This is a genomic window from Siminovitchia sediminis (assembly GCF_042680885.1).
GTDB classification, from domain to species: Bacteria; Bacillota; Bacilli; order Bacillales; family Bacillaceae_C; genus Siminovitchia; species Siminovitchia sediminis.
Genome location: NZ_JBHUEO010000017.1, coordinates 100,183 through 120,205 on the forward strand (window position 1 = coordinate 100,183; position 20,023 = coordinate 120,205).

The 20,023-nt window shown below is 41.7% G+C and carries 24 protein-coding genes; 2 read left to right on the forward strand and 22 right to left on the reverse strand.

Annotated elements, in window-relative coordinates:
* Positions 1-52 precede the first annotated feature (52 nt).
* Entirely contained in the window at positions 53-823 is a 771-nt protein-coding gene (locus ACFSCZ_RS07850) for a CAP domain-containing protein (protein ID WP_380773303.1), read from the reverse strand.
* A gap of 337 nt (positions 824-1,160) precedes the next feature.
* On the opposite strand from ACFSCZ_RS07850, the gene ACFSCZ_RS07855 reads away from it, so the two are divergent.
* Positions 1,161-1,403: a DNA alkylation repair protein gene (locus ACFSCZ_RS07855; protein ID WP_380773304.1), complete on the forward strand. Its 243-nt coding sequence runs from the start codon at positions 1,161-1,163 to the stop codon at positions 1,401-1,403.
* A 130-nt stretch (positions 1,404-1,533) separates the two neighbouring features.
* Here the strand turns inward: ACFSCZ_RS07855 and ACFSCZ_RS07860 are convergent, their stop codons facing one another.
* From ACFSCZ_RS07860 to ACFSCZ_RS07875, 4 genes are all read right to left on the reverse strand, one after another.
* Positions 1,534-3,012, reverse strand: coding sequence for a lmo1851 family serine protease (locus tag ACFSCZ_RS07860; protein ID WP_380773306.1), 1,479 nt, complete (start codon positions 3,010-3,012; stop codon positions 1,534-1,536).
* A 141-nt stretch (positions 3,013-3,153) separates the two neighbouring features.
* Positions 3,154-4,020: a M15 family metallopeptidase gene (locus ACFSCZ_RS07865; RefSeq protein ID WP_380773307.1), complete on the reverse strand. Its 867-nt coding sequence runs from the start codon at positions 4,018-4,020 to the stop codon at positions 3,154-3,156.
* A 27-nt stretch (positions 4,021-4,047) separates the two neighbouring features.
* On the reverse strand, positions 4,048-4,752 hold the full coding sequence (deoD, locus tag ACFSCZ_RS07870) for a purine-nucleoside phosphorylase (protein WP_380773308.1): 705 nt from the start codon (positions 4,750-4,752) through the stop codon (positions 4,048-4,050).
* A 106-nt stretch (positions 4,753-4,858) separates the two neighbouring features.
* The gene (locus tag ACFSCZ_RS07875; protein ID WP_380773309.1) at positions 4,859-5,824 is read right to left on the reverse strand and encodes an NAD(P)H-dependent flavin oxidoreductase; all 966 of its coding nucleotides are present in this window, start codon (positions 5,822-5,824) and stop codon (positions 4,859-4,861) included.
* A gap of 88 nt (positions 5,825-5,912) precedes the next feature.
* Here ACFSCZ_RS07875 and ACFSCZ_RS07880 point away from each other — a divergent pair, with 88 nt between their 5' ends.
* Positions 5,913-6,431 carry a gamma carbonic anhydrase family protein gene (locus ACFSCZ_RS07880; protein WP_380773311.1) on the forward strand — a complete coding sequence of 173 codons (519 nt, stop codon included), beginning with the start codon at positions 5,913-5,915 and terminating at the stop codon, positions 6,429-6,431.
* 52 nt (positions 6,432-6,483) lie between these two features.
* Here the strand turns inward: ACFSCZ_RS07880 and paaX are convergent, their stop codons facing one another.
* The 17 genes from paaX to ACFSCZ_RS07965 all read right to left on the reverse strand — a co-directional run bounded on the left by paaX (position 6,484) and on the right by ACFSCZ_RS07965 (position 19,849).
* Positions 6,484-7,365, reverse strand: a complete 882-nt coding sequence (gene paaX / locus ACFSCZ_RS07885; RefSeq protein ID WP_380773313.1) for a phenylacetic acid degradation operon negative regulatory protein PaaX — start codon at positions 7,363-7,365, stop codon at positions 6,484-6,486.
* Positions 7,366-7,497: 132 nt separating this feature from the next.
* Positions 7,498-8,700, reverse strand: coding sequence for a thiolase family protein (locus ACFSCZ_RS07890; protein ID WP_380773314.1), 1,203 nt, complete (start codon positions 8,698-8,700; stop codon positions 7,498-7,500).
* Positions 8,697-9,572 (reverse strand): 3-hydroxyacyl-CoA dehydrogenase, encoded by an 876-nt coding sequence (locus ACFSCZ_RS07895; RefSeq protein ID WP_380773315.1) that lies wholly within the window; start codon positions 9,570-9,572, stop codon positions 8,697-8,699. The genes ACFSCZ_RS07890 and ACFSCZ_RS07895 overlap by 4 nt, the downstream gene beginning before the upstream one ends.
* Positions 9,573-9,644: 72 nt before the next feature.
* Positions 9,645-10,142, reverse strand: coding sequence for a 1,2-phenylacetyl-CoA epoxidase subunit PaaD (gene paaD, locus ACFSCZ_RS07900; RefSeq protein ID WP_380773316.1), 498 nt, complete (start codon positions 10,140-10,142; stop codon positions 9,645-9,647).
* A gap of 20 nt (positions 10,143-10,162) precedes the next feature.
* Entirely contained in the window at positions 10,163-10,969 is an 807-nt protein-coding gene (gene paaC / locus ACFSCZ_RS07905) for a 1,2-phenylacetyl-CoA epoxidase subunit PaaC (RefSeq protein WP_380773318.1), read from the reverse strand.
* 274 nt (positions 10,970-11,243) lie between these two features.
* Positions 11,244-11,492: a ferredoxin gene (locus ACFSCZ_RS07910; protein ID WP_380773319.1), complete on the reverse strand. Its 249-nt coding sequence runs from the start codon at positions 11,490-11,492 to the stop codon at positions 11,244-11,246.
* 23 nt (positions 11,493-11,515) lie between these two features.
* Positions 11,516-12,520 carry an NAD(P)/FAD-dependent oxidoreductase gene (locus tag ACFSCZ_RS07915; RefSeq protein WP_380773321.1) on the reverse strand — a complete coding sequence of 335 codons (1,005 nt, stop codon included), beginning with the start codon at positions 12,518-12,520 and terminating at the stop codon, positions 11,516-11,518.
* A 38-nt stretch (positions 12,521-12,558) separates the two neighbouring features.
* Positions 12,559-13,890 carry a phenylacetate--CoA ligase family protein gene (locus tag ACFSCZ_RS07920; protein ID WP_380773322.1) on the reverse strand — a complete coding sequence of 444 codons (1,332 nt, stop codon included), beginning with the start codon at positions 13,888-13,890 and terminating at the stop codon, positions 12,559-12,561.
* A 146-nt stretch (positions 13,891-14,036) separates the two neighbouring features.
* The gene (locus tag ACFSCZ_RS07925) at positions 14,037-14,510 is read right to left on the reverse strand and encodes a hotdog fold thioesterase (RefSeq protein WP_380773323.1); all 474 of its coding nucleotides are present in this window, start codon (positions 14,508-14,510) and stop codon (positions 14,037-14,039) included.
* A gap of 884 nt (positions 14,511-15,394) precedes the next feature.
* Positions 15,395-15,565, reverse strand: a complete 171-nt coding sequence (locus ACFSCZ_RS07930; RefSeq protein WP_380773324.1) for a YozD family protein — start codon at positions 15,563-15,565, stop codon at positions 15,395-15,397.
* 16 nt (positions 15,566-15,581) lie between these two features.
* Positions 15,582-15,809, reverse strand: a complete 228-nt coding sequence (locus ACFSCZ_RS07935) for a YozE family protein (protein ID WP_380773325.1) — start codon at positions 15,807-15,809, stop codon at positions 15,582-15,584.
* 201 nt (positions 15,810-16,010) lie between these two features.
* On the reverse strand, positions 16,011-16,175 hold the full coding sequence (locus ACFSCZ_RS07940) for a YjcZ family sporulation protein (RefSeq protein WP_380773326.1): 165 nt from the start codon (positions 16,173-16,175) through the stop codon (positions 16,011-16,013).
* Positions 16,176-16,299: 124 nt separating this feature from the next.
* Positions 16,300-16,689: a peptide-methionine (R)-S-oxide reductase MsrB gene (msrB, locus tag ACFSCZ_RS07945; protein ID WP_380773338.1), complete on the reverse strand. Its 390-nt coding sequence runs from the start codon at positions 16,687-16,689 to the stop codon at positions 16,300-16,302.
* 22 nt (positions 16,690-16,711) lie between these two features.
* Positions 16,712-17,263: a peptide-methionine (S)-S-oxide reductase MsrA gene (msrA, locus tag ACFSCZ_RS07950; RefSeq protein ID WP_380773327.1), complete on the reverse strand. Its 552-nt coding sequence runs from the start codon at positions 17,261-17,263 to the stop codon at positions 16,712-16,714.
* Positions 17,264-17,298: 35 nt separating this feature from the next.
* Positions 17,299-17,883 carry a YpmS family protein gene (locus ACFSCZ_RS07955; protein WP_380773328.1) on the reverse strand — a complete coding sequence of 195 codons (585 nt, stop codon included), beginning with the start codon at positions 17,881-17,883 and terminating at the stop codon, positions 17,299-17,301.
* A gap of 31 nt (positions 17,884-17,914) precedes the next feature.
* Positions 17,915-18,691: an SGNH/GDSL hydrolase family protein gene (locus ACFSCZ_RS07960; RefSeq protein ID WP_380773329.1), complete on the reverse strand. Its 777-nt coding sequence runs from the start codon at positions 18,689-18,691 to the stop codon at positions 17,915-17,917.
* A 321-nt stretch (positions 18,692-19,012) separates the two neighbouring features.
* On the reverse strand, positions 19,013-19,849 hold the full coding sequence (locus ACFSCZ_RS07965) for a DegV family protein (protein WP_380773331.1): 837 nt from the start codon (positions 19,847-19,849) through the stop codon (positions 19,013-19,015).
* Positions 19,850-20,023 lie beyond the last annotated feature (174 nt).

Sequence of the window (20,023 nt, forward strand, 5' to 3'; positions counted from 1 at the left end):
AAAAAAGAACGAACAGGCTTTAAAAAAGCTGCTCGTTCTCTTTTTATTATCCTTACTTTCCAATAAATTGCTGAGTCCAGTAGTTACCGTCTGCAACATGGCCTACACCGATATGCGTGTAATCCTTGCTCAAGATATTTGCGCGGTGTCCAGAGCTGTTCATCCATGCATTGACAACTTCTTCTGGAGTCCGTTGTCCCATGGCGATATTTTCACCTGCAGTACGGTAGCTGATGCCGAATTGTTTCATCATATCAAAAGGTGAACCATATGTTGGGCTGTTATGATCAAAGTAGTTGTTAACAGACATATCCTTAGACTTTTCACGTGCTACTTTGCTTAATTCAGTATCTACTTTTAATGGAGCAAGTCCATTCTTTGTTCTCTCAGCATTTGTCAGTTCTACAACCTTTTGCTCATATGCACTTAACTGGCTGTTTTGCTGTTCCGCTGGTTGTTGTTCCTCTTTTTGAGGCTGTTGCTGCTGTGGTACAGGTTGTTTTTCCGCAGGCTTTTGAACTTGCTGTGGTGCAGGCTGCTTGTCAGCAGGCTTTTGAACTTGCTTCTTATCAGCAGGCTTTTGAGTTTGTTGAGGTACATATTGATATTTTTGATCAGTTTTCCAATTTGGTTTAAAGTTGACGCCAAATTGTTTGCACCAGTTGTTAAACTCTTGAAGATTCCCAGTTTGGTAATAATATACCTTCACATCAGAATAGACTTTTGTATTAACCTTTTCTGGCTGTGCAGCACTTGCTTGTCCAGCAATAGGAGCAGCTAAGACTGCCAGTGCAGCTGCAGTTGAAATGATTGTTTTTTTCATGTTGAAAATTCCTCCCTGTGTTTTTCTAGATTCATAGTATCATAGAATTTTTGTAATATTAGAGGGAGGAAATTCCAAATAAAGAGAAGAATTTTCCTTACATCTTTCAAAAGAAATAATCCCAGTATTTATCATGGATTCAGAAGAAATAAAAGTTGGCTTTCACTGGGAAGACTTCCATCTTTCATGATAAACAGTTAAAAATTTCTAGCTTTTATTGGGTTGACAGACTTTGAAAACAGCTTCTTTTGTTACATATGTTACGGAAATGTATCAAATATAAAAGGATGATAAAGTCTTTTAAAATGGGATAACATAATCAAAAAGGAGGTCAAGTATGAGTACGAGATACCGCTGTCCCAATTGTAAAACGAATCGAACGCGCTTTAATATCGTTGACCAAGTCGTGTTATCTGTAAAGATGGATCCTGATACGGGAGAGATTATAGAAAGATATGACACACCGGAAGATGCAGGCCCCCTGCACATAGCTTATCGGGGCCCTGACAAAAGGATTCAGTGCGGGGTATGCGGCTTGATAGAGGATGAAAAAACCTTTGAAAAGTACGGCGAACAATAGAGCTTTTCTCGAATGAATGCCCCAATACCCGGGATCGACAGACAAAAGGGGAAACTTCCATTATCTAATAGAGAAAGTCATTGTATAGCAAATCAAAAAAGGAACTCCCGTAACAGGCGGAGTTCCTTCCTTACTCTTTCTCTTCAGACAGCAGCTTCACCGCTTCTTGTACTTGCGGATCATTCTCATTGAGGTGGTCACGAATCTTATTCATCAGTGTGACTGTTGTTTCACCGGTCAGTATTCCGTCAGGTTCCAATTGTTCATCTTGTTGAAATTCCTGAACAGCATTTTTTGTATTTTCATCAAAATACGCATCTACTTTGCCTGGATTATATCCGAGTTCGTCTAATATTTGTTCAGCTGCTTTGACATCAGAAGAAGCAGAATCGACTTGCAGTTTTAACTCAGGATCAATATATGACAATGAAGCAAAAGCAGGCAATTTTACTTTTTTATCAGGTTGGATTCCCTTTTCATGTATCCAATTTCCATCAGGCGTGAGCCATTTGGCCATCGTGTATTTGATGTTCGACCCATCTTGGAACTCATTTGTTGTTTGAACAGTGCCTTTTCCAAATGTTTTTTCCCCGACTAATGGAATATCCGCAGATTCACTTACCGCAGCAGCCAAAATTTCTGATGCACTGGCACTTCCTTCGTCTACCAGGACTACGGTAGGGATGGTAATTTTCTTACCGCCTTCTGCTCGGTATTCCTCTACTTTTCCATCTTTATAAGCGACTTGGAACAACAATTCACCTTTTGGCACGAAGAGATTGGAAATACTGATAGCCTGGTCAAGGAGGCCGCCAGGGTTTTTTCGAAGATCAAGAACTAAGGATGTCATTCCTTTTTCTTCCATCTCTTGTAAAGCTTCATTTAATTCTTTGTCTGTATGGCTGGAAAAATTAGTAATTTGGATTTTTGCTACTCCGTCTTCGAGCATTTCGGCGTACACAGTATGAATGGGTATTTCATCACGGGTAATGGTGATTTTTTTCGGCTCTTCCACACCTTCCCGTTCAATGGTCAGCGTTACGTCTGTGCCCTTTTCCCCTCTTATTAACATCACTGCTTCATTGGCGCTCATTCCTTGTATACTCTTGCCGTCCACTTCTGTGATTTTATCATTCGGTTTTATACCTGCCTCTTCAGCAGGAGAACCTTTAATGGGGGTAACCACAATAATCGACCCTTCTAACTCTTGAATCTCCGCACCAACTCCTTCAAATGAAGAGGTTATGCTTTCTTGAAATACTTTACTCTCTTCTTGAGTCATATAATCTGAATACGGATCATCAAGAGCTCTTACCATTCCGTCAATTGCACCGTCAATCATATTCTTTTCATCAATATCCTGGAAATAGTTCTTTTTTAGTTCGTCATACGTATTATACAGTTTATTAAATTCTGCCCTTTCTTGCATTCCAACGTTGACAGCTTTATCATCACCGAAGGAAAGGGCTAAAATCGTGACACCTGCTGTTAGGAAAACGAGTAAGAACATAAGCATGACAAACCTGAATTTTTTCATTTTAATATAGCCTTGATTTTGTTCATGTTGAATTGAATTACGATCTTCTTCCAACCGTCTCACCACTTTCATAGCGTCATGCTGTCATTTCATTTTTAGCCATTCGTGTTGTGCTGACCACTATATTCTATCAGTTTTATAGTGTCAGCGAAAGGATAACGAGCTGTCAGTCCATCCATGCCAGTAAAAAGACTTTGCCATTATGGCAAAGTCTTATATTTTTGACGCGTGTTCAAAGTATTCTTCCAAAGTCCAATTCCGTTCATACATCACACTTGCCGCCTCTTTACCGACATACCTGAAATGCCATGGTTCATATTGATAGCCGGTGATCTTTTCTTTTCCTTTTGGATATCGCAAAATAAATCCAAACTTATGAGCATTTTCCTGCAGCCAATTGCCCTCCGGCTTTTTTCCAAACTCCTCATTTAAAAAGAAGTTTGCAGACTCACTTGTAATATCCATAGCCAATCCTGTTTGGTGCTCGCTGTTTCCAGGTATGGCTACAACCTGAGCAGCTTTTTTTTCTCCAGACTGGGCTACCTCAGCTTCAAAGACCTCCTGCTGTCTGCTGTAGGAACGGTATCCGGAAGCAGCATACAGTTGAATGCCATCTTTTTTTGCTGCTGCGAACATTTTTTCCAAAGCTTCTGCAGCTTCTTTTCGTAAATAGCTTTTTTCTATGTCCTGATTTCCAAAGGAAAAGGGTACATTTGGACGCACTAAATCATCGGGGGTATAATCGACTGGTAAAGCAAATGTTTTATTGACCAATGCCAAAGTATTTGCTGCATTTACAATTTCTTTTTTGCCATCCACTTCGATTACTTCATTAAAATAGGCGGCTTCCAAAGCCAATTCGTCTTCCTCAGCTTGATCCGGCGGCTCTTTTTCTTTCGTCATCCCAGAACTTGTTGGTTTTTCTGTTTGCTGTTTGTCTTGTTCAATATTTTCATTTTCTGAAAGATACGATGGCTCATTGCTTGGCTGCTGGTTTGGACCTTTGGCATCGTGTAAAGGATTCCACTTACAGCCTGCAAGCAAAAGGATCAATATGGTCAAACCAGTCAATTTTTTCATTAAGCATCTCACGACTCCAATTTATTGTTAGGCTCGAATGGCTGTTTCCAGGGCAACTTCAATCATATCATTAAATGATGTCTGCCGTTCTTCCGCAGTTGTTAATTCACCGGTCAGGATATGATCGCTTACCGTTAAAATAGAAAGAGCTTTTCTTCCAAATTTGGCTGCGAGAGTATATAGGGCTGCTGTTTCCATTTCTATAGCCAAAATACCGTATTGTGCCCATTTTTCATGTTCGGCATTATCGTTGTAGAACATGTCGGCCGTAAAGACATTCCCCGCCTTCAAATGAAGCCCTTTATTAATTCCTTCGTCGTACGCCTTTTTCAATAGATCAAATGAAGCTGTAGGAGCATAGTCTATTCCGTTAAACGTCAATCGGTTCATTTGAGAATCAGTCGAAGCAGACATCGCCAGGATGACATCACGAACTTTTACATCTTTTTGAATTGCCCCGCATGTTCCGACTCTGATTAAATTTTGAACCTGATAGCTTTCCATCAGTTCGTTAATATATATGGAGATGGATGGTACTCCCATTCCGGTACCTTGAACAGAAATTCTTTTTCCTTTATATTCTCCGGTGTAGCCGAGCATATTTCGAACGGTATTATACACCTCTGCATTTTCCAGAAAATTTTCGGCAATATGTTTTGCCCTCAGCGGATCCCCAGGCAAGAGTACTGTATCTGCTATGGAAGATTCCGGAGCATTGATATGTATACTCATGGCTCTATCTCCTTTCATTCTACACTTACCATATTAAATGTTTCCCATTACTCATGCAATAAGCTCTGCGGGAAAAATAGGAATGCTTGGTGAAAAATGGAGCGGTTTATTTTCCGTGTTTTTTGTTAAATGCGGTATGCACCTGTTGAATTTGGTATTCAGCATGAGCCATGAGGTTTTCTATCAATTCCTTTACACTCGGGATATTCCGGATCAGCCCGGAAATTTGGCCCCCATTCACGTACCCTCTGTCAAAATCGCCATATATGGCTCCTTTTATATGATATTCCTCCGATGTCTTTTCTCTGAACTGATCTAGTGTCATCCCCTGCTTTTCTGCATCCAGCATTGCGAGAGCGTAATTTCCCTTCAGAACTCTCCGGATTCCTCCAAATGAGCGGCCCAAAGTTACAGTTCCTGTGTCATCGGATGTTAATATTTTCTGTTTGTACCTATCGTGGAATGGAGCTTCCTTCGTGGCGATAAATCTTGTTCCCATCTGTACCCCGCTTGCTCCAAGCATCAGGGCTGCAGCCAATCCCCTGCCGTCTCCTATCCCTCCGGCAGCCAACACTGGAATCTTTACGTGATCTACAATTTGAGGAATAAGAGCCAGAGTCGTCAATTCAAGATGAGAATTAATGCCGGCTGCCTCAAAGCCTTCAGCTACAAGCAGATCAGCCCCTGCCTCTTCAGCTTTTTTTGCATGCTTGACTGAGCCCACAATGACCATCGTTTTAATGCCATTCCCCTTTAGTTTCTGAATGTATGGAGCCGGATTCCCGGCTGATAAAGATACGGCTTTTACCCGATGCTTCAATGCCAATTCGATTAACTTCTCAGTATAAGGAGTCACTGTAATCGGTATATTCAATGAAAAGGGCTGCTTTGTCATTTGTTTAATCTCCAGAATCATCTTTTCTACTTTTTCCGGGTTCATCGTACCGGCACCAACTGTACCCAATCCTCCCGCTTCTGATACTGCAGATGTTAAACAGGCATTGCTGATATTGCCCATTCCTCCCTGAACGATTGGATATTGAATGCCGAGCAAATCACAAGCATCATTCATTCGTATCACCATCCCATAAAAACATGTTATAGTTAAAGAGAAAATAAAATTTTAAAAAATTCAATTATTCAAAGGAGGCCTGCAAACCATGATTATTACCTATCAACAAAAAACACCGGATGTCCATCCGTCTGTATTTATTGCACCTGGAGCTTACCTCATTGGTGATGTGTCAGTCGGCAAGGAATCGACTATCTGGTTTAATGCAGTTTTGCGGGGAGACGAAGGTTCAATTCAAATCGGCGAAAAATGCAGCATTCAGGATAACTCTACAATACATATGTACGAGGGATATCCTGTAATCATTGACGATGAAGTGACCATTGGCCATAATGTAATTTTACATGGCTGCAAAATCGGCAAGCGTTCGATTATCGGTATGGGATCAACCATATTGGACCATGTTGAAATCGGTGAAGAATGTATTATTGGGGCCAACACATTAATTCCCTCCGGTAAAAAAATACCGCCACGGTCCCTTGTTGTCGGCTCGCCTGGAAAAGTAGTGCGGGAATTGAAGGATAAAGACTTTGAGCTCATACAATCTTCCATTGATACATATGTACAAAAAGGCAAAGATTATAACGCCCTTTTGAGCCGGAGCTAAGCCCATTGCAAGGTCCATCGCCCTGCCCCGTACTGCTGAGTGCAGGGCGATTTCATTTGGTAATATAGGGATGATGATGGACATCATAAGATTGGTCTTTCTTTCTTAAATCATTTCCTTTTTCAAAAACTGACTCAAAAAATCGGCTGGCGGGTTCAGCGAGCAGCTGATAATACTGTCTAAACAGCAGTGCAGCATGATTTCCGCTCCACATAGAGGGCAACAGCTCTTTGGGAAGACCCGGATCTATAAATAAAAACTTTCGATATTCATGCACGAGTTTTGTTCGCTCAACAAAACAGTCCGCATCACTCATTTTATTTTCATTCAGCAAGCTTTGGTGAACGATGAACTGTTTGCCATAGTTGGAAACAAATTCTTCATATTTCTGTTCAATTTCATCAAGCGGCCAGCTTTTTTCCACTAACTGAATATTGTCCTTCGGTCCAAGATAATCGGATACAAAAAAGTCTACGTATTCTTCAATTTCATATTTCTCAATCAGCGAATTTACTTCTTTCTCCAAATTATTCGGAGATATCCAGCAGCTGTACGTGAAGCTGCCAAATCCGCTCCAGAGCAATTCTTTGCGCAGGTCATCCCGAATTTGCCGTTTCTCCTCCGGGATGGAATACATCAGCATTCTCCATTTCCCGTCCCATTCATGCGGATCCAGTTTGAATATTCTCCGGCCGGCTTCGTCGATCCGGTTCACACCGCGCTGCGTCAAGAAGTAATAGCTTTTATTTCCTTGTCTTTCCGACTGCAGCCACCCCTGTTTCACCATCCTGGACACAGCCACCCTTACAGCCTGTTCATTGTGGCCAAATTCTTTCAAGAGACGTATCAGGCTTCCAATCCAAATTTTGCTGCCGTAATGCCGAATATAGTCACCATAGATGGTAAAGATCATTGATTGTGTATTTAACCCCATAACACTTGTCACTCATTTCGTTTTCAATATAATTGCATTATATCATGGCTGTAATATAGTGATGCCCAAACTGCTTCAGACAGACATTTACCATATAGATAGAAGAAAGACCCTCACTTAAGGGTCATCTGATCAATAGATATTTTCCACAATAACGGATATTCCCTGCCCGACCCCGATACACATCGTTGCGAGTCCATATTTGGATTGCCTTCTCTGCATTTCATAAATTAAAGTTGTTAAAATTCTAGCTCCGCTGGCCCCAAGCGGGTGGCCAAATGCAATAGCCCCGCCGTTGACATTTACCTTTTCGGGGTCAAGACCCAGTTCTCTTATGCATTGGATCGATTGTGAAGCAAAGGCTTCATTCAACTCTATTAAGTCGATATCTTCCACTCCTAATCCGGCCCGTCTCAATGCTTTTTTTGTAGAATAAATAGGGCCGAGTCCCATTACAGCAGGTTCGAGGCCGGATACTGCGCCAACTTTATATTGGACAAGCGGCTTTATACCAAATTCATCCGCTTTTTCTTTGCTCATCAACAATAAAGCAGAAGCCCCATCGTTAACCCCGGACGCATTTCCGGCTGTTACGGTTCCGTTGGGAAATATTGGCCTTAAAGCAGATAACTTTTCCAGCGTTGTGTCCGGCCGGGGATGTTCATCACGTTCTACAGTGATTTCATTATCCTTATGGTCCCTGTATACGACAGGAATGATCTCTTGTTTAAAAAGATCCTCATCCATTGCCCTTTTCGCTCTCAACTGGCTTTCCAATGCAAATTGGTCCTGTTCCATCCTCGTAATGTGATATCGCTTTGCAACATTTTCAGCTGTTTCAGGCATCGAGTCAGTTCCGTACATCTCTTTAAGTTTCGGGTTGGTAAAGCGCCAACCAATTGTTGTGTCTTGCAGTTCCATCGATCCCCGCGGATAATCTTTGTCCGGCTTGGCCATGACGTAAGGGGCCCGCGTCATGCTTTCCGTTCCTCCGGCAATAAAAATATCGCCATCTCCCACAGCAATTGCTCTGGCCGCATACATGACAGCGTCCAGCCCTGAGCCGCAGAGCCTGTTGATAGTAGTACCTGCTACAGATAAAGGAAGCCCGGCCAACAGCGCTGCCATCCGTGCTACGTTTCTGTTGTCTTCTCCGGCCTGATTGGCGTTGCCCAATACAACTTCCTCAATCTCTTCTGCGGGCAGTTCAGGATTCCGGTTCAAAAGGGCTTTAATGACAATGGCACCCATATCATCGGGCCGTATATGTCTCAGGGCACCCTTATAGCGTCCAAATGGGGTCCTGACTGCATCCACGATCACAACTTCTCTCATTTTTCGATCATCTCTTTTTCTTTTTTTGTATATTCATATACCCCTCTGCCCGTTTTCCTGCCCAGACGTCCTGCTTTTACATATTGTTCCAAGAGTGGTGCGGGACGATATTTTTCTCCCAGCTTTTCGTGAAGGTACTTTAAGTTATTTAAGCGGGCATCCAGCCCTACCAGGTCAGCCAGTTCGAAAGGTCCCATCGGATAATTCAGTCCAAGCTTGATCGCCTTATCAATATCTTCAGGAGAGCCAAGACCCTCCTGAAGCATATAAAAGGCTTCATTTCCTACAAGGGCACTGATTCTGCTCGTAACAAACCCGGGGAATTCATTGATTACAACCGGTTCTTTTCCCATTTTCTCTGCGGCAAATTTGATTATTTCTACTGTTTCATCACTTGTTCCCAGGCCTTTTACAATTTCCACCAGTGGCATTTTATGAACCGGATTAAAAAAATGCATAGCAATGGTTTTATCCGGCCTTTTGGCAAACGAAGCTATTTCAGTCGGGCTCATTGTCGATGTATTGGTGGCAAACAGACAATTGCTTGGAGCAGCTTTCTCCATCTCTTCAAAAACTTGCTTTTTAATGGCAGTCTTTTCAGGGACTGCTTCAATAATTAAGTCGGCATGAGAAATGGCTCCTGTAAAGTCTGTTGTAAATAACATCTTTTCTTGTATATTTTGATAGTTGTCGTTTGTCAGCTTTCCGATAGTAACCCCTTTTTTTGCAATATGAACTATTTCATTTTTGGCATCGATTAAAGAGTTTTCACTCACGTCTGTAAGGGACACCTTATAGCCTGCTGCTGCTGCTGCATATGCTATTCCCCTGCCCATGACACCTGCACCAACAATAGCCACATTCTGGATCATTGTTTACCTCCCTTGTACTCCGGGTATGAATAGAGGTATTCAATACTCTATTCGTCAATATACCGGTGTTTTCTATATATTTGAAATGGGTTTCATTGCTTCAAATGGATTTTTACAAGATTTGCAATATAGAATACTCCTGCAAGCAGTCGGTCCGAAAATATTTTCCATTGTTACGTAGGTTGAGCCGCAGTATGGACAGTCCACATGCCATGAACCATCCTCTTTAAGATGTTTGGGCGGAGGTGCGATGCCAAAATCTCTGAGCCTGCTATAGCCTTTCGGTGTGATTCTGTCGGAGGTCCAGGGCGGATGATAAATAAATTTCACATTTGCTTTATCAACCGCAGGATGGGCTTCAATAGCCATCTTCATATTACGTTCAATAATTTCCAAAGCAGGGCACCCCAAAAATGTTGGAAGCACCTCCACCGTTACCTCGCTATCCATAATGTGGATGTTCTCGACCATCCCTAAATCAATCACGCTGACAGTGTCAATCTCCGGGTCTTTTACAGTTTCCAAGATTTCTAAAATCAAATTCTTGGAAATGGGCTCTGCTGCCTTCATTCTCTGATCACTCTCCTCTATTACCATGAAGCAGCCAGATCCATTCGATAAACCTCCGATAACGTTCGAAGGGCAGAGTCCAAATCCCTGGAATGTTCTCCGATCCTTCCATTCATCTTCGGGTTATCCGGTATGGCCGGAAATTTAGAATCCAAAGATATATAAGCTTTTTCTAATTCATGCATCCATCTTTTTTGAATAAGGGTACCTTGTTCAATTAATTCATATTTATGAATGTCACTTGCCAAATTGCCAAATACGAACATATCACCAATATCCTCCATGACCCGATTAATGGCATTATTCATTCTCACCTTTGCCTCGTCGGTAGACTCCATCAACTGAATAAACCACGTTTTCCAATGCTGTAAATGGTAAAAAAGTTCCATGCTGACCCTAGTCGCAATTTCTGCAGCAGGCCGATAAGAGCTGTTTTTTAACGAATCAATCTTTACCTTTTTAGCAGCCGTGTAAAAATAATTTCTTACAACTGTATATGCCCAGTCATATTTGGGGGTGTCCATATAGCTGCCTTCACCATTCGGCCTTTCTGCAAGTATGCTATTTCTTCTTTCCTTGGAAGGCCGCATATGTGCTAATTCATCTGCTGTTCCGTATCCCAATTCTTCCAGCAGTGTGAAAAACATTGACGCATGCCCCATGCAATCTTGGCTAATGGATGAAAATGCCACGTCCTCTTCAATGTGCGGCGCCAGCCCAAGCCATTCGGATCCGCGGAATGATATGAGCAAATCATCGTCTGCAAACTGAAACAATAAATCAGCTGCAGCATTTTTGAATTGCTCATTTGATTGAATGTCTGTCATATTTTTTATGACCTCCTCCTACATATATTTGGAATCAAGTTCGAGACATCAATGCTTGATTTCACTTCTAATTTAAAAGAGATCGACACAGGAAGCGCTTCCAACATGAGATTTAAAAAAGTGTCTTTAAAAAATCGCTGGTATGAATGATCAGCTGCCCCAGAAGCAAAAGAATGTGAAATAATATCATTAATATAACATTCCTTTAACGACATTTTAATTTAATGTTATATTAAAATCAATAGGAAATGTACAGTCGGTCCACCGGTATGTGTTATCCGGCCCATTGACTCTTGTCTGTAAACGGCTCATCAGCCACCTTAATGGAATCTGTCGGACATCCTTCGCATGCATCTTCCAAGTCATCTGCCAGCTCTTCGGGCACCTCTGCCAATCCTGTATTATTATCCAGGATGACATAAGACAAGCCCTCTTCATTATAATCGAAGATGTCAGGAGCACAGGCACCGCATGAACCGCAGGCAATGCATGTATCCTGGTCAACAATGGTGTATTTAGCCACCGTGCAGTCACCTCCTTTGTTTTCTACACTTTTACCTTTTTCCTTGCCATGATTGTTGTGCTGTGAACCGGTTGAATTCTGGATGAAGGATCAATCGCGGCTTTTGCATGGCTGACGGCAATTGGAGCTTCACCGAATCCTGTTGCGATGAGCTTGACCTTCCCTTCGTACGTATTGATATCACCTACCGCGTAAACCCCTTTAATGTTGGTTTCCATTTTGGAATCAACGACGATCGAATTTTTTTCGATTTCTAATCCCCAATTTTTTATCGGTCCCAGTGAAGCCGCGAAACCGTAGTTACATAAGACTGCATCTACTTCTATAAGGATTTTTTCTTTTGTCTTCACATGCTGCAAAGTGACCGTTTCAATTCTTTTCTCCCCTTCAAGATCAACAGGGATATAAGGAGTCCATATATTTGCTGTCGAGTTCTCAAGTAAAGAAACACTGTGCTCATGGGCCCTGAAATGATCACGCCGATGAGCAATGTTCACCTCTTTGGCGACGGGTTCCAGCATAAGGGACCAATCTACCGCCGAATCACCGCCTCCAAAAACCAGTACTTTTTTATCAGTAAATGCCTTTATATTCTCTACAAAATAATAAAGATTGCTTTTTTCATAGAATGCTGCTTTCTCCAGCGGAAGCTTTCTTGGCTGAAACGCGCCATTACCTGCAGTCATAATGATTGCACGGGAAAAGTGCTTTCCTTTTTCGGTAGTTAAGATAAACGTGCCATCATCTCTTTTTATCAACGAATCCACAGATTCTTCCAGGCAAATTTCCTGATCAAACAGGTTCATCTGTCTAACTAAGTGATCCACCAGCTCCCGGGCGCGAACTTTAGGAAATCCCGCCACATCATAAATAAATTTTTCGGGATAGAGGGCAGAAAGCTGACCGCCAAGCCGGGGCAAACTCTCAATCACTTTTACGGACATTTGCCTGAGACCCGCGTAAAAAGCGGTAAATAACCCTGCGGGTCCTCCACCAATTATTGTTACATCAAACAGCTTTTCATCCATTTTGTCTGTCACTCCTTTTTGCCTAAGAGAATCCAGCATTAGGAAAACATGAGTGGTCCTGGTTTTCTTTGATCCAAGATTCTGACGGCTTTTCCCTCAGATCTTGGAAGGCTTTTTGGAGATCCAATGACCGTTTTAACTGAGACCAGACATGCCGATTTAATCTCATGTTTAATTTGTCTTTCAAGCATCCGGACTTTTTCATGGTTCAGGTCTTGATTGATACCCATATAAAGTTCATCGCATACTTCCACATAAAGCTCTGCACAGTCCATTGGCCCTTCTTTTGACAGCCTGATTTGATAGTGCGGAGAAAGACCTTCAATTTGTAACAGGGTTCGTTCTATTTCAGATGGGAACACATTGACCCCGCGAATAATAATCATATCATCTGTTCTTCCTTTGACTCTGGACATCCTTGTCGTCGTTCTTCCGCATCGGCACGGTTCCCGATGGATGGAGGAGATATCACCCGTACGATATCTTATGAGCGGAAAAGCTTCCTTGGTCAATGTCGTAAAGACCAGCTCCCCATCATTTCCGTCCTCAACGGGCTGCAGAGTTTTTGGATCTATAACTTCCACAAGAAAGTGGTCATCAGCTATATGGAGACCATCTTGCGCTTCATGGCATTCTACGGATACTCCGGGTCCCATAATTTCACTCAATCCATAAATGTCAACCGCTTTGATGTCAAGCAGTTCTTCAAGCTTTTCCCGCATGGCTTCTGACCAGGGTTCCGCACCAAAAATTCCATAACGAAGGCTGTTGTTCCTGGAGTCCAATCCTAAATCAATCATTTTTTCCGCAATATTAAGTGCATAGGAAGGTGTACATCCGATTCCTCTTGGTTTAAAATCTTGTATACTTAATATTTGTCTTTCTGTATTACCGCCTGAAATTGGGACTACAGCAGCACCAAGAAGTTCCGCGCCATAATGTAATCCCAGCCCTCCTGTAAATAATCCATAACCATAAGCGTTTTGGAAGACATCTCCTTTGTTTCCCCCAGCTGCTGTAATTGCTCTTGCAATCAATTCGGACCAAACACGTAAATCATTTTTTGTATAGCTGACCACCGTCGGCTTTCCGCTCGTCCCTGATGAAGCGTGCATTCGGGCGATATTCTCGATAGGCTCAGCAAATAAACCATAAGGATAGTTATCCCGTAAATCCTGTTTTTTTGTAAATGGCAGCTTTGTAATGTCACTAACCTTTTTTATGTCCCCCACTCGAATTCCTTTTTCAGATAATTTTTCTTTGTAATACGGCACCTTGCTGTATACCCTGGCCAATGTTTCCTGTAATCTGAATAACTGTAGTTTTTCTTTATCAAAAATTGACAGCGTTTCCATTTCGGGATTAAACATGATTTCAGCGGGCCTCCAATTCAAGGAATTTTTTTGGTATTGGGATGTAACAAATAAATAACCAACACTAATATTTATGTTATATGTGTAATTTAATTGGTGGGCATAAAAAAGTCAACAGTTTCTTCGGAATTATTTGTTTATTTTTACTTACTTTTTTTATCCTCTCCTTCGAGTTCCTCCATTGGTACAAAATATTGACTCTTGCGGTAACCTGCGGCCTCCATCGTTGCAATGAGTTCTTCCCCGTTGAAAACTTGAATCTTATACCATGCAATCCTTTGATTCCTTTTCTCTTCAACCGCTTTGGCCCTTATCCTGTCTCCTTCTTTTGCCGGAGCCATAAAATTCATCGTTGTTGTCAACCCTACTGCAGTTTTTCCATATGAATTGCTAGCTGCTGCAAAAACATAATCCGCCAGCGCATAAAGTACCGCCCCATGAACAGTATCATGAGAATTCAGCATAAATTCGCGTATGGCCATTGAAGCCGAAGCTGTCCCTTCCCCCATCTCTTCCAATTGAATACCGAGATGGTTAGCATAGGGCTCATTTTCGAATACTGAAAATATTTCCTTGTAAAATACTTTATGCATCCTTTTCTCATCAAAGTTTTTCATGAGTACCTCCTTCTGTATCATTGGATCAATGACTTTTTCAACACCTGCAGTGCACACAAAGATATATTTCGTTTTATTAACGAATTATACATTTATTGTTATATACAATCAATCAAAAGATTTAGAATTGAATATATTTACTGCTTCCTACCAGGTACAAAAGTATTGATAGAAAAGTGAAAATTCGATGTTTTATGGAGACGCTGCAAACAGACTTATATTCGCGAGGCTTAATAGAGGAGATGAAGATTTGTTGTATGACAGGAAGCGCAGGAATATTAAATGGGAGATTTTTACTCCCCTAAGATGTATGCCGATCAACAGCGGTCTCCAAAAGTGTAAAAATGAATCAGGCTTTGGGACCAAAAACCCTAATTTCCGGGAAAAATTCCGACTGCTTTCTAAATGATTTGAAACAGCTTTAGGCATTACCCTTGGACTATTTTTTTAACAAAAACAAAAGAAGTCTCCTTATAAAATGCGACAGCATTTGTAGGGACTTCTTTTGTTCGGTGTGCCGAATGGTATTCAAACATTGTTTCTTTCGGAATAACAGAAAGCCCGAAGGAATGAACGTGGTGTACAGAACAGTCAAAATGGGTTTTCGCGCAAGCCAATAAACTGTTGATCGCCATTTAGACACCCGGCGTACCTCCCGCCCAGACCTGAAACGATTGCATCGACTCGGCCCGCTGCTGTCATCTCCCGGGCGGAAAATTAGATTAATAAGCCCCGGCTCCAAGAGAAACTGAAAGGTCTCTGCCTGATGCACAGCCCACCATCCAATCGGTAACGCACAAATACCCGGTTGCCCGCAATGGAGCGATGAAAGCCCGCAAGATAGGCAGTCATAATCGGCTCCCGTTACAAAGGGGAAGGTTCACTCAATCCTCCCATTCCTCAGCGATTATTTCTTTTTTCACTAAATAATCAAACGTAATATCGGCCAGCTCCCTGACCTCCTCTTCAGCTGGAATGAAACCCCTTCTGATGAGCTCTTCGTAGAAAAATTCGGCAATCTCATCCGTATCGATAAACACATCAATATCTCGCATTTCATTCCGCCCCTTTTTATTTTTTATTTTCTTCCTCTAAATACATTTCCCAGGCCTTATCAAACACAGAAAGTGTTGAGCGATATTCACCGTTTAATTCCAGATAATCGCTGATTTCGGCATAATCCGTGGACGTCTTTGGAAAACTGTGATCCTTATAGACCTCTTCAGAAAAATAACTGATAGGGTCCTTTGCTTCCGGCTGCCGATATTTGAGTATAAAGTGATAAAAGGACTTGTTCATCATTCCATTCGCCTTTCAGCCTTACTTGTCCATTCAATATAACCGATGAACGGGCTCATGTAAATGAAAAGAACTTGCCTGCCTGTGATTTATTCATAATGTATGCTGGAATGGGCTCAAAAAGCCCCCTTTTTTTTACAGGGGGCTTTTAGTTTTGGCAAATAACCATTGTCTTCCTCTATTTTTGTTTTAGAATTTAGGTCAACACCAGCAGGCGCCAATAATAATCAACAAGATGAACAGCACAACGATCAGTGCAAAGCCGCCTCCAAAGCCTCCACACCCGTAGCCGGGCCCACCATAACCGTATGCCGGCGAAACAAAGCCGTCACATCCACATCCGCCGCCGTAGCCTCCATAGTACATGAAATCACTCCTCATTTATTTCTTATAGTCTATTCATCCATATACTATGTCGGTGATTCAATGGCTGCATGTGCACCTGCCCATGTATGTTATGAAATATGGGATGGTTATCCTAAATAAATGGTTACTCAAACAGTTTTTTATATTCAGAATAACCCTCTTCATCCAGTTTTTCCTTCGGAATAAACCTCATGGCTGCGGAATTAATGCAATATCTTAAACCAGCAGGTCCTGGACCATCGGGGAAGACATGCCCTAAATGTGAATCGGCCGTTTTGCTCCTGACCTCTGTTCGAATCATCCCATGGCTTAAATCTTCTTTCTCCAATATTTCACTTTCTTCAATCGGTTTCGTGAAGCTTGGCCAGCCGCACCCAGCATCATATTGGTCCAGCGAGCTAAACAATGGTTTGCCGGAAATAATATCCACGTAAATTCCTTCTTCTGTATTATCCCAATATTCATTATGAAACGGCGGCTCTGTCCCATTATTTTGGGTTACCTCATACTGCATCGGTGTCAATTTCTTTTTCAGTTCACTTTTTTCCAACTTGATCACCCCAATGTCGTTCTATAAATTGAGCTCTTCCGGACCCATGTTGATAAGCCTGATAACGTACCGGATTTTTTCTGTAAAAATCTTGGTGGTAATCCTCAGCCTCATAAAACGGCTTGGCCGGTTCAACAGGTACAGTAATCGGCTTTGAAAATCTTCCGCTGCGGTCCAACTGCTTTTTTGATTCTTCGGCAAGAAGCCTTTGTTCTTCGTTGTGATAAAAAATTGCAGGCCGATAAGAGCCGCCCCGGTCATAAAATTGCCCCCCTGCATCGGTTGGATCAATCTGCATCCAATACATATCGAGAAGCTGATTATACGAGATCACTTCCGGATCGTACGTAATTTGCACTGCCTCTGTATGCCCGGTAAGGCCTGAACACACTTGCTCATAGGTAGGGTTTGCCAATGTCCCTCCGGTATATCCGGAAATCACTTTTTTTATTCCGGGCATTTCATGAAACGGCTTCACCATACACCAAAAACATCCGCCGGCAAATGTTGCAAGCTCCAGCCGGTCATTTTCTGTCATGAGCCCTCACCTCCATATACTTATCATATATCGTATTATTCAGACGGTACAAGCATTTTCATGGATATCTTGTCTTCCTCCAAATCAAACTCTTGGACCCTGACCTGGATTCCGTTATTCAATCTCATATCCTGCAATGAAACATATACCCGCTCATCATTTGGTTGAATGATTACCCATGATGGAAGCTTATATGCATCCCGGATAAATTTCAATATATAGGAAACAGGCAGTTTCACGTCGCCCAAAAAGACATTTTTTTGTTCAAGCACCAAATCACCATTTTCCAATGCTTTGGGATCAAAGGTCATTTTCAGCTGCAAGGATTGTGAAAACACGGAGACTTCCCCATACAATTCCACGTCATTGGTTAAAAACACATTATAATGGATGGGGCCGTTTAATTCTTCTCTTTCAATATAATCATTAATCAGCCTTGTCAAATCTTCCTTTTTCGTCTGAATGGTAAATTCGGAGTAGCCTTTTGTATGAGTATTTCCCTTTGGAATCTCTTGCTGGTCTGAAGATAAAAACAATAAGACCATCAACGTCAAAGCAAACACGATATTAAGGGCAGCTAATACTAAAAAACCTATTTTCCAATAATTTTTGTTTGCCACGATTGTCTTCCCCCATATGGAAACTTACGACTTACAAAAGCTCTGCCGCTGACAACATGTCGTAGATCCTTTCCGCTATTAATTCATATCCGCGTGTATTCGGATGGAAGTAGTCTGTATAAAGTAAACGTTCTTCATTGTCCTTGAAAATATCATCGACCGGGACGAAGAGAGCTTCTGGATAACTCTCTGCAGTTTCCGCACTTACTCTGTTCCAATTATTTACAATTTGATCCATTTCCTTAATATCTGAGAACCACTTGATAAACGGGTTATATATCCCTACCAAAACAATGCCTGCTTCCTCATTATAGCTCCTGATTAATGAAAAAATGGCATTCAGCTTTTTTTCGTAGTCCTTTTCTGCTGCAATGAATTTATTGATTTCCAGACCCAGCAAGTTGTCTTTAAAAACCTGCATGACATCATTTCCGCCAATCGTCATAATAACGAGATCCGCTCTTTGAATGTCCGCTTTGACCGCAGGTTCCTGGAGCCGCTTGAGAAGATGGTCTGTCCTGTTTCCTCGCTTGCCATGATTAATGAATTCTGCTCTGTTAACGCCTTTTAACTTCTCCAGGTCTTCCTTCAAAAATGGTATATATCCACCGAACTCTTCATCTGAGCCTACCCCCTGTGTTAAAGAATCACCAACTGAAACGATTATATAATCCCTTGGGACAAAATCGGATGGAGGGAGTGGTTTTTTGCTTATAGCCGTTTCATGAATACTCAGGTGTTCATTTTGGCTGGCACAACCGGAACACCATAATAAAAAAATAATCGCCATGAATGCAAACTTTTTCATCTGACCTTCCATCTCACTTTATTGAAATGCTTTCATTATAACATCATATGCAAAAGTCATTAAAAGATTTAAAGGGGACACCGTACAACCTCCGCAGCCATTACACCTTGTAGGAGTAGTCCTTTGCCGCCGCAGAAAATCCCTTCACCCTTTTGCAAATATTGCTTATCATGATCATTTTCTTCCCCCATATGACGTTCGAGGAATGATTATTTTTAAATCATGACGCCTGAAGCCGGAAAGTCCCGTGGGGACATATTAAGACTATGACGATACTGGACGGGATACTTTAGAGAAGGCCTCCAGCAGGGTGCTGCTTTGTTATTCCGCATAATACGAAAAACCGATTGCACCCTGACCCGTATGTGTACTGATCACCGGGCTCGTCCATAGAATCTCAACGGACTGGAAGCCTGTATTTTTTTCGATCTGTTCTTTTAATTTTAAAGCAAAATCTTGCCCATCTGCATGAGCGATGCTTGCATATTTGATTGTTTTCCCTCTGATGTCGTTCATAAACTGCTTGGCCATATACTTAACGGCCTGTGTTTGGCTGCGTACTTTGGCTACCGGGGAATATTCCCCATCCTCAAGGATGGCAATCGGTTTAATATTTAGAAGGGACCCGATCATTGCTGTCCCTTTCCCGATCCGTCCGCCTTTTGCCAAATTCTCAAGGGTATCCACCACAACATATAAATAAGTATGGGCCTTCATACCGGTTAATCTGTCTGTAATTTCTTTACTTGTCCATCCTTCTTTTGATAATTTTGCAGCCTCTATTACCTGAAAGCCTAGGGCTCTGGAAGTAAAATAAGAGTCAATAACCGTTACTTTTCCTTTTACCATACTCGCAGCCGTTTTTGCTGTTTCCACAGTTCCGCTTAATTTTTTTGCCAAGTGAATAGAAATGACTTCGCTTCCATCTTCCGTCAGATCGTTATATAAATCAATAAATTTTCCTAATGACGGCTGAGAACTTTTAGGAAAAAGATCCGTCCGGCTCATTTTTTTGATAAAATCTTTTGGAGTAATTTCTACGCCATCCAAGTATGATACCTCTCCGAAAGAGATCGTTAAGGGAATCTTATATACCTGCCATTTTTCAGTTTCTTCATTTGTCAGATCACAGCTTGAATCTGTTACAATTTTAATCATTTTCTCTGCACACCCCTTTTTCAAACGAAAAAGCGAACCCACCGGTTCGCTCAGCTTGTAGAGAAAGTATATGTTTTTTTCTCTACAGGCTTTTTTATTTTACATTTAGACGACTTGTATCTAGATTTTTGTGTTTTTATTTTTAAGAAAAAGATTCCCATCCACCTAGACCTG